Source organism: Primorskyibacter sp. S187A (assembly GCF_049800955.1).
Taxonomy (GTDB): Bacteria; Pseudomonadota; Alphaproteobacteria; order Rhodobacterales; family Rhodobacteraceae; genus JAKVBH01.
Genome location: NZ_JBNAGA010000001.1, coordinates 1,700,536 through 1,713,350 on the forward strand (window position 1 = coordinate 1,700,536; position 12,815 = coordinate 1,713,350).

The 12,815-nt window shown below is 61.9% G+C and carries 14 protein-coding genes; 6 read left to right on the top strand and 8 right to left on the bottom strand.

Going from position 1 to position 12,815, the window contains the following annotated elements; translation table 11 throughout:
• Positions 1-19: 19 nt before the first annotated feature.
• The 3 genes from ACP15S_RS08465 to prfA all read right to left on the bottom strand — a co-directional run bounded on the left by ACP15S_RS08465 (position 20) and on the right by prfA (position 2,745).
• A complete protein-coding gene (locus tag ACP15S_RS08465; RefSeq protein ID WP_425039127.1) occupies positions 20-613 on the bottom strand; it encodes a DUF4167 domain-containing protein in 594 nt (197 codons plus the stop codon).
• Positions 614-835: 222 nt separating this feature from the next.
• Complete coding sequence (gene prmC, locus ACP15S_RS08470; protein ID WP_425039128.1) at positions 836-1,690, bottom strand: peptide chain release factor N(5)-glutamine methyltransferase; 855 nt, start codon at positions 1,688-1,690, stop codon at positions 836-838.
• On the bottom strand, positions 1,690-2,745 hold the full coding sequence (prfA, locus tag ACP15S_RS08475) for a peptide chain release factor 1 (RefSeq protein WP_425039129.1): 1,056 nt from the start codon (positions 2,743-2,745) through the stop codon (positions 1,690-1,692). The genes prmC and prfA overlap by 1 nt, the downstream gene beginning before the upstream one ends.
• A gap of 44 nt (positions 2,746-2,789) precedes the next feature.
• Between prfA and ACP15S_RS08480 the strand changes: the two genes are divergently transcribed.
• Complete coding sequence (locus ACP15S_RS08480; RefSeq protein ID WP_425039130.1) at positions 2,790-3,074, top strand: hypothetical protein; 285 nt, start codon at positions 2,790-2,792, stop codon at positions 3,072-3,074.
• Here the strand turns inward: ACP15S_RS08480 and ACP15S_RS08485 are convergent.
• From ACP15S_RS08485 to ACP15S_RS08495, 3 genes are read right to left on the bottom strand one after another with little or no spacing between them, the layout of a single operon-like run.
• A complete protein-coding gene (locus tag ACP15S_RS08485; RefSeq protein ID WP_425039131.1) occupies positions 3,018-3,425 on the bottom strand; it encodes a DUF1499 domain-containing protein in 408 nt (135 codons plus the stop codon). The genes ACP15S_RS08480 and ACP15S_RS08485 overlap by 57 nt on opposite strands.
• A 52-nt stretch (positions 3,426-3,477) precedes the next feature.
• On the bottom strand, positions 3,478-4,452 hold the full coding sequence (speB, locus tag ACP15S_RS08490; RefSeq protein WP_425039132.1) for an agmatinase: 975 nt from the start codon (positions 4,450-4,452) through the stop codon (positions 3,478-3,480).
• A 1-nt stretch (position 4,453) separates the two neighbouring features.
• A complete protein-coding gene (locus tag ACP15S_RS08495) occupies positions 4,454-5,614 on the bottom strand; it encodes a M20 aminoacylase family protein (protein WP_425039133.1) in 1,161 nt (386 codons plus the stop codon).
• A 60-nt stretch (positions 5,615-5,674) separates the two neighbouring features.
• On the opposite strand from ACP15S_RS08495, the gene mazG reads away from it, so the two are divergent.
• The 4 genes from mazG to ACP15S_RS08515 all read left to right on the top strand — a co-directional run bounded on the left by mazG (position 5,675) and on the right by ACP15S_RS08515 (position 9,622).
• A complete protein-coding gene (mazG, locus tag ACP15S_RS08500) occupies positions 5,675-6,490 on the top strand; it encodes a nucleoside triphosphate pyrophosphohydrolase (protein ID WP_425039134.1) in 816 nt (271 codons plus the stop codon).
• Between the two features lie 290 nt (positions 6,491-6,780).
• Complete coding sequence (locus ACP15S_RS08505) at positions 6,781-7,722, top strand: nucleoside hydrolase (RefSeq protein ID WP_425039135.1); 942 nt, start codon at positions 6,781-6,783, stop codon at positions 7,720-7,722.
• Positions 7,719-8,168: a GNAT family N-acetyltransferase gene (locus ACP15S_RS08510; protein ID WP_425039136.1), complete on the top strand. Its 450-nt coding sequence runs from the start codon at positions 7,719-7,721 to the stop codon at positions 8,166-8,168. Before ACP15S_RS08505 ends, ACP15S_RS08510 begins: the two co-directional genes overlap by 4 nt.
• 38 nt (positions 8,169-8,206) lie before the next feature.
• A complete protein-coding gene (locus tag ACP15S_RS08515; protein ID WP_425039137.1) occupies positions 8,207-9,622 on the top strand; it encodes a protein adenylyltransferase SelO in 1,416 nt (471 codons plus the stop codon).
• Here the strand turns inward: ACP15S_RS08515 and ACP15S_RS08520 are convergent.
• Both ACP15S_RS08520 and ACP15S_RS08525 read right to left on the bottom strand, forming a co-directional pair.
• Positions 9,619-10,017 carry a cell division protein ZapA gene (locus ACP15S_RS08520; protein ID WP_425039138.1) on the bottom strand — a complete coding sequence of 133 codons (399 nt, stop codon included), beginning with the start codon at positions 10,015-10,017 and terminating at the stop codon, positions 9,619-9,621. The genes ACP15S_RS08515 and ACP15S_RS08520 overlap by 4 nt on opposite strands.
• Positions 10,017-10,496: a hypothetical protein gene (locus ACP15S_RS08525; RefSeq protein WP_425039139.1), complete on the bottom strand. Its 480-nt coding sequence runs from the start codon at positions 10,494-10,496 to the stop codon at positions 10,017-10,019. The genes ACP15S_RS08520 and ACP15S_RS08525 overlap by 1 nt, the downstream gene beginning before the upstream one ends.
• A 272-nt stretch (positions 10,497-10,768) precedes the next feature.
• Here ACP15S_RS08525 and tkt point away from each other — a divergent pair, with 272 nt between their 5' ends.
• Entirely contained in the window at positions 10,769-12,811 is a 2,043-nt protein-coding gene (gene tkt, locus ACP15S_RS08530; protein WP_425039140.1) for a transketolase, read from the top strand.
• The last annotated feature ends 4 nt before the right edge of the window (positions 12,812-12,815 follow it).

Here is a 12,815-nt window from a genome sequence, read left to right on the forward strand (position 1 = left end):
AACGCTCGTGCACGTTGGATTATTCAGCGGCTTCCGGCGGCGTGTCGGCAGGTGGCGCGTCCGGGGACGGTGTCTCCGCTTTGGGTTTGCGCGGGCGCCGCTTCGGCTTGGGCTTGGGTTTGGGCTCCTCGGGCGCAGCCGTCTCGGCGCTTTCCTCGGGGGTTTCAACCAGACCTGTGTCCGCCTGCGCCGTCTCCAGGACATCGGGCTGCGGCGCCTCTCCGGGGTCCTGAACCATTGGATCTGCGGCTGCAGGCGCGGCATTGCTTTCGCGTTCCTGACGTTCCTGGCGCTCCTGACGCTCTCGATCACGCTGCGCCTGACGTTCCCGGTTCTGGCGTTCCTGCTCTTCGCGGCGCGCTTCCTGCTCGCGCTGCGCCTCGGCCAAAAGCCTCAGGTAGTGCTCCGCGTGTTGCTGAAAGTTCTCCGTCGCAACCCTGTCGCCCGCCAATTGTGCATCACGGGCCAGCTGGTTGTATTTGTCGAAGATTTGCTGCGGCGTGCCGCGCACCTTGCCCTCGGGGCCGGAGCTGTCGAACACACGATTGACCACATTACCCTGTGGCTTGTTGCGGTTATTTTTGTTCCGCGAACGGGATTTGGACGATCTCATGAGCTTTTTTCAATCCAGCCTGTTTAAGTCTTGCCTTGCGTGTCCGGAATGCAGCCTTGCTGCGCTGGTGTGACCGGATCATGCTAAATGTCTGGCTTAGGTCAGGCGGCGTCTGCAAGGCAGTCGCGGCACCTATGCGTGAGTAACCATGGCACGCTCTGCCTTACAAGTGATAAATGGCAAAAGTGGACAAAAAGCCCCTTTTTCGCACGATTTTACCTCTCAGCCCCGTCTTGCGGCGACAATCCTGTCCCGACCATCCAGATCGGGAATCACTTTGACGTCGCGCAATCCATGGTTCGAAAAGAGCGCGCTCACCGCATCCGCCTGCGTTGGCCCGATCTCAACAAGCACAGACCCGCCGGGCGCGAGATACGTGCCTGCATCCCGCGCAATGACGCGGTAGGCAGACAGCCCGTCGGCCTCGTCGGTCAATGCCATGCGCGGCTCATGGTCCAGTTCGCAAGCCAATCCCGCCATTTCTTCTGCGGCAATGTAGGGCGGGTTTGACACGATGAGATCGAACACCCCGTCCACAGCGGCGAACCAATCGCTCTGCACAAGCGTGAGCCGTTCGGCCACACCAATATCGTACGCATTCCTCTCGGCCACGGCCAAGGCAGCTGCGCTCAGATCACAGGCCACGCCGCGCGCGTTTTGTCGGGCTGCAAGCAGGCTCACGGCAATAGCGCCCGACCCGGTGCCCATATCGAGAAGTGTCGTCCAGGGCAGCTCCAGCGCGGCGCGCACAAGACATTCCGTTTCAGGCCGGGGGTCGAGGACTGCTTCATTGACGTAAAACGTATGGTCGTAAAAGGCGCGTTGGTTCGTGATGTGGCTCATGGGCTTGCCCGCAGCTCGCGCGCGGGCGTGATGCAGGACTCGGCTTTGCCGACCAACGTCATCCAGCGCACCGCACTCGGGATCGTCAGGATCAAAACACGCCGCCCAGATCATCCGGGCTTCGCGCCGCGCCGCGGGAATGCCCGCGTCCTGCAATATCCCGGCGGCGGTCTCGATGGTCTGCGCCTGATCGTCCGTCACATCAAAAGACCGACCCAAGGCAAAGAAGTGCATTACCCCTCCATCTCCGCGAGCATGGTGGCCTGCGAATCCGCCGTCAGCGCATCGATGATCTCGTCGAGATCGCCCGCCATGACCTGATCGAGCTTGTAGAGCGTCAGGTTGATCCTGTGATCTGTCATGCGGCCTTGGGGAAAGTTGTAGGTCCGGATGCGCTCGGATCTGTCGCCCGAGCCCACTTGCGCCTTGCGATCGGCGGAGCGTTCGTCATGGACCTTTTGCCTTTCCAGATCGTAGAGCCGCGCGCGTAGCACGGACAAGGCAATCTCGCGGTTGCGGTGCTGGCTTTTCTCCGATGAGGTCACGACGATTCCGGAGGGCAAATGCGTGATCCGAACGGCGGAATCAGTTGTGTTGACGTGCTGACCGCCCGCGCCGCTGGCCCGCATGGTATCGATGCGAATATCTGACGGTGCAATGTCGATATCGACCTCTTCAGCCTCCGGCAAAACCGCGACAGTGGCCGCAGAGGTGTGAATGCGGCCGCCCGATTCCGTCTCCGGCACACGTTGGACCCGGTGCACACCGCTCTCGTATTTCAAACGCGCGAAGACACCCTCGCCCGTCACATGAGCCGTGACCTCCTTGATGCCGCCAAGCTCTGTTTGCGCCTCTTCGATGATCTCGAACTTCCAGCCCTGCGCCTCGGCATAGCGGTGGTACATGCGCAGCAAATCGCCCGCAAAGAGCGCTGCCTCCTCGCCGCCCGTGCCGGGGCGGATCTCGATCATGGCCGGGCGCGCATCGGCGGCATCGCGCGGCAAAAGCGCGATCTGAAGGGCTGCTTCCGCATCCGGCAACGCGGCTTTCAGTGTCGGCAATTCTTCCTGCGCGAGCTCTGCCATATCCGGATCCTCGAGCATAGCTTCGGCTTCTTCTATGTCGGCAACGATGCGCTGCCATTCCGAGATCTGCGCCACCACAGGCTTGAGATCCGAGTATTCCTTGGCCAGCGCCGCGATCTCACCGGGCTCTGCGCCGCCGGCCATCTTGGCCTCGAGGAACTCGAACCGTTGTGTAATCTGCATCAAACGCTCTTGGGGGATCATCAGAAAACCTATGAATTGCGTGGCTCTCGTGATAAACTGCGCCCATGCTGAGAGGAACCCTGCTTTTTTTCTGTCTTGCGCTCCCGGCCCACGCCGATGTCGTTGGTCCCGGAGGCAAAACCGTTGATTGCTACTGCACGGACCGCACCGGCTCGCGCATCGAGTTGGGCCAGACGATCTGCATGCAGGTAGATGGCCGCATGTTCATGGCGCAATGCCAGATGTCGCTCAATGTGCCGATGTGGCGGCAGGTCGAAGATGGATGCGCCACCTCAGCCCTGCCCCAGAGCCTCAAGCCATCTGTCGACGCGAGCCGCATTGACGCCTAGATCCGCCTTGCCAAATCGCAGCCGGCTGAAGACACGGATCTGCCCATCTGTGCGCTGCAAGGTCACGTAATCCGGAAACCCCCAAAGCGCGGAGCGGGTCACATAGGTAACGTGGCCGCTCTCGGCAGACCCCGCGAGCAATTGCGTCCGTGGCTCAGCGCGAACAATCGCGTCAAGCGCGTCAAAACGTGCCGCATCGCCGTCAAACACACGCGACGCACTGACGGCATCTGTTGTGTTGGCATCGAAATCCAGGGCCACATGCCACCGGGCCGGATCGCTGGGCGCCAAGCGCACAAAGGCGGCGAATCCCGCAACGCCCAGAAGAATGACCCATAAACTCCACCGCATCTGCTGTCCTTTCGCGCAAAATATCGCTCGCGGCGCGTGAAGGGCCTGCCCCTTACGCCTGCCGGTGCTGCTGACCTGCCCAGATAAGGCAGCACAGCGCCGTGGCCACATGAGCGCCTGCAATGGCTGTGGCCCCCGTCGTGTCATATTGCGGCGAGACCTCCACGACATCGCCGCCCACGATCCGCACTCCAGCCAGATCACGCAAAAGACCTTCGGCGAAAACAGAGCTCAGACCGCCCCAGACAGGCGTCCCTGTTCCCGGCGCGAAGGCAGGATCGAGCCCGTCGATATCGAATGTCAGATAGGTCGGATGCGCGCCCACGATCTCGCGCGCACGCTCTGCCACTGCAGAAGAGCCCAGCCTGTCGGCCTCTCTTGCATCGATGATGTTCATGCCCAACGTGTCCGGGTTGTCTGTCCGGATGCCGATCTGGACCGAGCGGGACGGATCGACGAGACCCTCGCCAATGGCTTTGTACATAAACGTGCCGTGGTCGATGCGCTCTGCGCTGTCATCGGCCCAAGTGTCTGTATGCGCATCAATCTGAATGACCGAGAGCGGCCCGTGGACCGCCGCATAGGCCCGCAAAATCGGCAGGGTGATGAAATGATCCCCGCCCATGGCCACAGAGGCCGCGCCTGCGTCCAGAATGGTTGTGATATGGGCGCGCAATGCGGCGGGAAAGGCCCGCACATCGGCATAGTCAAAAGGCAGATCGCCGTAATCCACGATCTCAGCCTCGCTCATGACATCAAAGCCCCAGCCATAGGGCGCATCAGGGCTCTGCAACGCGCTGGCCTCGCGGATCGCACGCGGCCCGAAGCGCGCGCCGGGCCGGTTGGTTACGGCCTGATCAAAGGGCACACCTGTAACTGCGATATCAACGCCGCTCAGATCTTTGGAATAGCGCCGCCGCAGAAAGGAGAGCGCGCCGCCAAACGTATTCTCATAAGACGGGCCACGCCGTTGGCCGCTTTGCGTGAAGGCTTCGTCCACATAGGTTTTGCTGTCTTCCAATGCCATGTCAGCGCGCCCGCCCGTGCCGTGTCTCGATGAGCCGCGCAAAGAACGAGGCGCCGATGGGCGCGATCTCGTCGTTGAAATCAAACTTGGGATGATGCACGCCGGGGCCGTCGCCCTGGCCGATAAAGAGGTAGGCGCCGGGCCGCGCTTCCAACATGTAGGAGAAATCCTCCGCTCCCATCTCGGCGCGCACGTTGTCGCGCACGTCGCCGCCCACCTCGCGCGCAATGCTGGCGGCCAGCCGCGCCTGCGCGGGATGATTGACGGTCGGCGGATAACCTCGGTCCACCTGCAACTCGAGCTCCATCCCGTAAGCCTGCGCATGGCCTTCGACCAAAGCCCGCAGGCGGGACTCGGTCAGAGCGCGCACCTCTTCGGTCAGCGTACGCATCGTGCCACAGATGAAGGCCTGCTCGGGCACAATATTGATTGCGGTTCCCGCGTGGATCTGGGTCACGGTGAGCACGGCATTGTCATGGGTTGAGACATTGCGCGACACGATGGTTTGCAGCGCGCCCACAAGAGCGGAAGCGGCGGGGATTGGGTCAATGCAATCCTCCGGATAAGCCGCATGCCCGCCCTTGCCACGCAGCCGGATGTAGAAATCATCGACGGCGGCCATGAGCGGGCCTTCACTCGTCTCGAAATCGCCCTCAGCCATATGCGGGTTGGTGTGCAGCCCATAGACCTCTTCGATCCCGAAGCGATCCATGACCCCTTCTTCCACCATGATGCGCCCCCCGCCGATGACTTCCTCGGCAGGCTGAAACAACAGCACCACACGGCCCGAGAAGTTGCGCGTCTCCGCAAGATACTTGGCCGCGCCCAGAAGCATCGCCGTGTGCCCATCATGTCCACAGGCATGCATGCGCCCGTCATGCATCGAGGCGTAGGGTACACCCGTCGCTTCCTGCATCGGCAACGCATCCATATCCGCGCGCAGCCCCGTGACCGGACCATCGCCCTGCCCCTTGATGACTGCAACCACACCAGACGTGGCGATGCCTTCGTGGATCTCATCCACGCCAAAGGCGCGCAATTGCTCGACCACGAAGGCAGCCGTTTGATAACACTCAAGCCCCAATTCGGGATTGGCATGAATATGCTGCCGCCAGCCGGCCATCTCATCTGCAAAACCTGCAATCCGATTGATCACCGCCATCTGGACACCACCTTTCTCACGCGTCAGATGTGAGGCAACACCAAATCGGAGGGCGCTGCAATGGCCGAAGATCTGATCCACGACCCAAAAGGCGGTATGCCGCGCTTGCGCGAAATCATGCGGCGCTTGCGCGATCCCGAAACCGGGTGCCCCTGGGATGTCGAGCAGACCTTCGCGAGCATTGCCCCCTACACGATAGAAGAAGCCTATGAGGTGGCCGACGCGATTGAGCGGCAGGCATGGGATGAGCTCAAGGGGGAGCTGGGAGATTTGCTCTTTCAATCGGTCTTTCATGCGCAGATGGCCGAGGACGCCGGGCTCTTCACCTTCGAGGACGTGGCCAACACCATGTCCGACAAGATGGTGGCCCGCCATCCGCATGTGTTTGGCGACGAGAGCCGGGACAAATCCGCCGACCAACAAAGCGCCGATTGGGAGGCGATCAAGGCCGCAGAGCGCGCAGCCAAGTCCCGCACCGGTGCGCTCGATGATGTTGCCGTGGGCCTGCCCGCACTCCTGCGCGCATCGAAACTGCAAAAACGCGCGGCCCGCGTTGGATTCGATTGGCCCGAGACAAGCCAGGTCCTCGACAAGCTCCTCGAGGAAGCGCGCGAATTGACCGAGGCGCGGGACAAACTCAGCCAGAACGAGATCGAAGACGAAATGGGCGACCTGCTCTTCGTGATGGCCAATCTCGCCCGACATCTCGGCGTGGACCCGGAAGCCGCGCTACGCCGCACCAACGCAAAATTCACGCGCCGCTTCACCCAGATCGAAGCGGCATTGGCGAAAACTGGCCGACGCCCCGAAGACAGCACGCTCGAAGAAATGGATGCGCTGTGGGAGGCCGCCAAGGCCACGGAGCGCACGGGCTAAAGCCTTTGCTCCGGAGCCCTCGTCGCTTGCGCCACAGGAGACGGAGCGGGGCTGGCGGTGCAAGTCAAATCGCCGAGGGCCCCACGCAGTGGGAGACGGCTATTTGTCTTGCGGCGACAGTCCGGCTCTGTCACCAAAGGCACAAGCGCAGGAGGGCTGCGGAGCTTTTGCTCTGGTGACTCCGAGCGACACGAAACAAAGAAATAAAGCGCGCGCACGGCGCGCTCATTTGGAAAACAGCCACTTACTGACACGCAAGCCAAGCATCCTCCACGTCCAGAGATTACACCATGAGCCCACGCAAAATCATCATCGACACAGACCCCGGACAGGATGACGCTGTCGCCATCCTGCTGGCCTTGGCGAGCCCCGAAGAGATCGATGTTCTGGGCATCACCGCAGTGGCGGGCAATGTCCCCCTTGATTTGACCTCGAAGAACGCACGGATCGTCTGTGAGCTTGCCGGAAAGCCCGATGTGCCCGTCTTCGCAGGCTGCGACGCTCCCTTGGGCCGCGCGCTTGTCACCGCAGAACATGTGCACGGAAGAACGGGGCTGGATGGCCCGAACCTGCCTGACCCGACGATGGCGCTTCAGGACACCCATGGCGTTGATTTCATCATTGATACGCTGCGCGCGCATCCCGCCAATACGATCACATTATGTCCACTTGGCCCGCTCACCAATATCGCCACAGCGTTCGAGCGCGCGCCTGACATTATCGAAAAGGTGCAGGAAATCGTACTGATGGGCGGGGCCTATTTCGAAGTGGGCAATATGACGCCCACGGCGGAGTTCAACATTTACGTCGACCCCCAAGCCGCTGATATCGTGTTTAAATCCGGCGCATCAATCGTTGTCATGCCACTCGATGTCACGCACAAGGCGCTGGTCACGTCCGAGCGCAATTCCGCGTTTCGCAATCTGGGCACGCCTGTCGGCACCGCCGTCGCACAGATGACCGACTTTTTTGAGCGCTTCGACAAGGAGAAATATGGCTCCGCAGGCGCACCGCTGCATGATCCCTGCGTGACGGCGTACCTGATCAAGCCCGATCTCTTCTCTGGCCGCTGTATTAACGTGGAAATCGAAACCCAGTCAGAGCTCACCATGGGGATGACCGTTGCCGATTGGTGGCGCGTCACGGATCGCGCGCCCAATGCCCTGTTCATCGGTGATATCGACGCAGACGGCTTTTTCACGCTTCTGACCGAACGGCTGGCCCGACTATGAGCGCGGCACTGACGCTTGCACGGCCGGAGCATCTGGAGCGTCTGGTCGCGATGTCTGGCGCTTTCGCCGAGGAAATGGAACTGCCAAGCGATCCGGACCAGCGCGGCGCGGCGCTCCTGCCCTTGCTGGAAGGTTCGCCCCATGGCGCGGCTTACCTCATTGGCCCGGCACGCGCGCCCGTGGGTTATCTGGTCGTGTCCTTTGGGTGGTCCCTGGAATTTGGCGGGCTGGACGGGTTTATCGACGAAATCTACATCCGTCCGGCGGTGCGCGGGCGCGGCATGGCGACAGAGGTCCTCATCGCCCTGCCAAAGGCGCTCGCCGGCGCGGGTTTGCGCGCGCTTCATCTGGAGGTCGATAAAACCGACACAAAAACGCAGCGGCTCTATGCGAAAGTGGGCTTTGCGCTGCGCGATCGTTACCAGCTCATGACCCGCGCGCTTTAACCTCTGTAAAGAGCGGCGCGGCACAATATATATCCTGCATGACCTTGCACATTCCCTTCGACAATAGTTTTGCCCGGCTGCCTGAAGGCTTTGCCGCCCATGTCGCGCCCGAGCCGGTTCAAGCACCGGAACTTCTGGTGTTCAACCTTGCCTTGGCCGAAGAGCTGGGCCTGCGAATTGGCGCGGAGGAGGAGCTTGCGCAGGTCTTCTCCGGCAACCATCCGCCCGAGGGGGCAAGCCCGCTGGCGCAAATCTACGCGGGGCATCAGTTTGGCCATTTCAACCCACAATTGGGCGACGGGCGGGCGATCTTGCTGGGCGAAGTGGTCAATGCTGCAGGCCGCTTCGACATTCAGCTCAAAGGGTCTGGCCGGACCCCGTTTTCCAGATCGGGCGATGGCCGCGCTTGGCTGGGCCCTGTTTTGCGCGAATATGTCGTGTCTGAAGCGATGCACGCCATGGGATTGCCCACCACCCGTGCCTTGGCCGCTGTGGCCACGGGCGAAACGGTCTATCGCGAAACCGCCCTGCCGGGCGCGGTGCTGACACGGGTGGCGCGCTCGCATCTGCGCGTGGGCACTTTCCAGATCTTCGCCGCGCGTCGCCAGCTCGAACACCTGCAAACGCTCTTTGACTATGCCGTGGCGCGCCACGACCCCGACGCCGACAATCCGCTGGATTTTCTTCGAGGCGTGATTGCCCGGCAAGCCGATCTCGTGGCCCGATGGATGTCCGTGGGCTTCATCCACGGGGTCATGAACACCGACAATTGCACGATTTCAGGCGAGACAATCGATTACGGCCCCTGTGCCTTCATGGATCGCTATGATCCCCATACCGTCTTCAGCTCGATTGATCGGCAAGGCCGCTACGCCTATGCCAACCAGCCCGACATCATCGTGTGGAACATGGCACAGCTGGCCACGTCTCTCGTCCCGCTGATGCCGGACAGTGAAGCTGCGATTGAACAGTTTACAGAAGCTGTCCACGCGATGCCCGGCCTGATCCGCGCGCGGTGGCTGCATCACTTCGGACGCAAGATCGGCCTCACAGAGGCCACCCCGGACGACGCACGGCTGATCACCGATCTCTTGCAGATCATGGCCGATCACGATGCTGACTTCACAAATACCTTCCGCGCCTTGTCCGCAAATGCCGCGCGCGATCAATTTACCGATCCCGCTGCGTTTGACGCATGGGAGGTCCAGTGGCGTGCCCGCCTAGCGCAAGAGACGGCGCCGCAAGACCTTATGCGCCAGACCAACCCCGCCCGCATTCCGCGCAACCACCGGATCGAACAGATGATCGAAGCCGCCGTTGCAGGAGATCTGGCGCCGTTCAAACGCATGATGGACGCGCTCTCCGCCCCCTACGAGACAGATCCGCGCTTCGACGATCTCACGCGACCGCCACTGGAGACCGAGATCGTTCAGGCCACTTTCTGCGGGACCTAGTCTCCGCCGGCTTTTTCCTCGACAGCATCGGCCAGGGCTTCCGCACGCGCCGCGATTTCCGCAAGGGAATCCGCAACGTCATCGGGAATGACCGGCACTTCGACACGCTGGGGTGCAGGCGCAGGGCGCGCCCGCAGCTCTTCAAGCTCCGCCTGCATCTGCGCGATGACATCGGCCTGCTCACGGGTCTTGTCTTCAAAGGCGGCGGTTTTGTCCGCCAGCATCAAACCCGCCATGAGCAACATGCGTGCCTCCGGAACGCGACCGATCTGATCGGTCAGCACGCGTGCCTCGGTATCCAGCATCTTGGCGGCGGCATGCAGGTAATGCTCCTCGCCGTCCTGACAGGCCACTTCGAAGGTCCGCCCTCCGATGGAAATCGCGACTTCAGGCATCAGGCGCCCTCCCCTTTGGCCAACATGGGCTCAAGCGATGACAAAATCGCACTGGCTTCCGCAACATCAGCGGCCCGTTCGGCACGCAGCGCTTCCAGCTCGGCCAGCATGGCTTTGTTGATCAGATGCGGCTCTGCCACGCCCTTCTCATTGGCCTCCCGCAGGGCGCGGTTGTTTTCGCGCAATTGCTGGGTGACGCGGCGCAAACGCTGAAGCTCGGCATCGACCTGGGCCATGGCTTCGGCCTGACCCGCGCTGGCGGATTGCGCCTCGGCAAGCTCGGTCGCGTGTTTTTCCTTGAGGCCCTTGATGCGCTCATCCAATTGAGACGTCACCGTTTTCTCATCTTCAAGCGCCTGTTGGAGCGCGGCAATCTCTCCGCTTTGATCGGGGCCACCGCTGGCCATGTGATCTGTTGCTGCACTGATACGATGCAGGGCCTGCGTAATGCGGCGCTGCATGTCCTCGATATCTGCCATTGCCCGACCTTTCTGTCTCACACCGCAACGTACACCCCGCCGGGCCGCTGCGACGCGTCTTCCTGCCTGTTGGGCATTACACCCTGACGCGAATCGCTCTGCGCGTCTGGATGCCGATTTTAAACCTATGTTCGGGAAATTGCGCCCCCCATGTTTTCAAACGCTTAGCGCGGGGTCTTCACCCAAGGTCCAGATTGCGGCCTGTGGCCTTCTTGATCTTTGATCCCGGGCTGTTAAGGAGCGGGCAAACCCTGAGATGAAGGATAGATCCCTTGGACATCGACGCGCTCAAATCCGCCCATCCAGACCATTGGAAGAAGGCGGCTGCCATCCGCACGCTCACCCTCGATGCCGTCGCGGCGGCCAATTCAGGCCATTCCGGCATGCCCATGGGCATGGCCGATGTGGCGACTGTTTTGTTTGAAAAACACCTCAAATTTGACGCTGCGCGACCCGATTGGGCGGACCGGGATCGGTTCATCCTTTCTGCGGGGCACGGCTCGATGCTGCTCTACGCGCTTCTCTATCTCAGTGGTGACAGCGAGATCACGCTGGAGCAAATCAAGAACTTCCGCCAGTTGGGCGCGAAGACCGCGGGCCACCCCGAGAACTTTCTGGCGCAGGCCATTGAGACGACCACCGGTCCGCTGGGTCAGGGCATCGCCAATTCCGTGGGCTTTGCCATGGCGGAGGAGATGCTGCGGGCGCGCTTTGGCACGAAGCTTGTGGATCACTATACCTATGTGATGGCGGGCGACGGCTGTCTTATGGAAGGTGTCAGTCACGAAGCCATCGGCATTGCAGGCCGTCAGGCGCTCTCGCGTTTGATCGTCTTCTGGGACAACAACAACATCACCATCGACGGCACGGTCGAGCTGTCGGATCGCACCGACCAGGTGGGGCGTTTCAAGGCCGCGGGCTGGCATGTGCAGGAAATCGACGGCCATAATCCCGAGGCCATCGACGCCGCGATCACGGCGGCCAAGAAGACCAAGAAACCCTCGATGATCGCCTGCAAGACGCATATCGCCTTGGGCCATGCCGCGCAGGACACCTCCAAGGGCCATGGCGCCCTGACCGATGCAGACCAATTGCGCGCAGCAAAAGAGGCCTATGGCGCGCCTCTGGGCCATTTCGAAGTGGCCGATGATGTGAAAGCCGCTTGGGAAGCAATCGGCAGCCGCGGCGCGGCGGAGCGCGCGGAATGGGACCTGCGTCTCGCGGAATGCTCGGCCAGCCGTCAAAAGGAATTCGCCCGCACCATGGCAGGCGAGGCTCCCAAGAAGCTCTCGGCCACGATCAAGGCGCTCAAGGCGCAAGTGTCCGAGACACAACCCAAGGTCGCCACGCGCAAGAGCTCCGAGATGGTGCTCGAAGTGCTCAACCCGGTCCTGCCCGAGACTGTTGGCGGCTCTGCGGACCTCACGGGGTCCAACAACACCAAGACAGCCGATCTGGGCGTCTTTGACGTGGACAATCGCAAGGGGCGCTACGTTTACTGGGGCATTCGCGAACATGGCATGGCCTCCGCGATGAACGGCATGGCGCTGCACGGCGGCATCCGGCCCTACGGTGGCACGTTCATGTGCTTCACCGATTACGCCCGCCCGGCCATGCGTCTGTCGGCCTTGATGAAGATGCCCGTCGTCTATGTCATGACCCATGACAGCATCGGTCTTGGCGAAGATGGCCCGACGCACCAGCCGGTCGAACATCTGGCCATTTCCCGCGCCACACCCAACACGCTTGTGTTCCGCCCGGCGGATACCGTCGAGACGGCGGAAGCCTGGGAAATTGCGCTCACGCAGGATGCCACGCCGTCGGTGCTCTCGCTCACTCGTCAGGGCGTGCCCACAGTGCGGACGGAGAACAAGCGCTCCAACCTGACCGCGCAAGGCGCCTACGTGCTGGCGGATGCGGATGGCAAACGTCAGGCGGTCTTGATGGCCACGGGGTCCGAGGTTTCGATCGCCATGGCCGCGCGCGATATCCTGCAGGCCGAAGGCATCGGCACGCGCGTCGTCTCCATGCCCTGTTGGGAGCTCTTCGAGGAGCAGCCCGAAGCCTATCGTCGCCGCGTTCTGCCCGGCGGTCCGGTCCGGGTCGCCGTTGAGGCGGGCATTCGCATGGGCTGGGATCGCTGGCTCTTTGGGGAGCGCGGGAAGCGTGAGAAATCAGGCTTTGTTGGCATGCACGGCTTTGGCGCTTCTGCTCCTGCAGGACAGCTCTACGAGCATTTCGGCATCACGCCCGAGGCCGTGGCCGACAAGGTCCGCAAGCTGATCGGCGGAGATTGGGAAGAAACGCGCCGCTAAAGAT

Coding starts and splice junctions, on each gene's coding strand:
- ACP15S_RS08465 (WP_425039127.1), bottom strand. CDS start 613: ATGAGATCGTCCAAATCCCGTTCGCGGAACAAAAATAACCGCAACAAG.
- prmC (WP_425039128.1), bottom strand. CDS start 1,690: ATGCACTTCTTTGCCTTGGGTCGGTCTTTTGATGTGACGGACGATCAG.
- prfA (WP_425039129.1), bottom strand. CDS start 2,745: ATGATCCCCCAAGAGCGTTTGATGCAGATTACACAACGGTTCGAGTTC.
- ACP15S_RS08480 (WP_425039130.1), top strand. CDS start 2,790: ATGCTGAGAGGAACCCTGCTTTTTTTCTGTCTTGCGCTCCCGGCCCAC.
- ACP15S_RS08485 (WP_425039131.1), bottom strand. CDS start 3,425: ATGCGGTGGAGTTTATGGGTCATTCTTCTGGGCGTTGCGGGATTCGCC.
- speB (WP_425039132.1), bottom strand. CDS start 4,452: ATGGCATTGGAAGACAGCAAAACCTATGTGGACGAAGCCTTCACGCAA.
- ACP15S_RS08495 (WP_425039133.1), bottom strand. CDS start 5,614: ATGGCGGTGATCAATCGGATTGCAGGTTTTGCAGATGAGATGGCCGGC.
- mazG (WP_425039134.1), top strand. CDS start 5,675: ATGGCCGAAGATCTGATCCACGACCCAAAAGGCGGTATGCCGCGCTTG.
- ACP15S_RS08505 (WP_425039135.1), top strand. CDS start 6,781: ATGAGCCCACGCAAAATCATCATCGACACAGACCCCGGACAGGATGAC.
- ACP15S_RS08510 (WP_425039136.1), top strand. CDS start 7,719: ATGAGCGCGGCACTGACGCTTGCACGGCCGGAGCATCTGGAGCGTCTG.
- ACP15S_RS08515 (WP_425039137.1), top strand. CDS start 8,207: ATGACCTTGCACATTCCCTTCGACAATAGTTTTGCCCGGCTGCCTGAA.
- ACP15S_RS08520 (WP_425039138.1), bottom strand. CDS start 10,017: ATGCCTGAAGTCGCGATTTCCATCGGAGGGCGGACCTTCGAAGTGGCC.
- ACP15S_RS08525 (WP_425039139.1), bottom strand. CDS start 10,496: ATGGCAGATATCGAGGACATGCAGCGCCGCATTACGCAGGCCCTGCAT.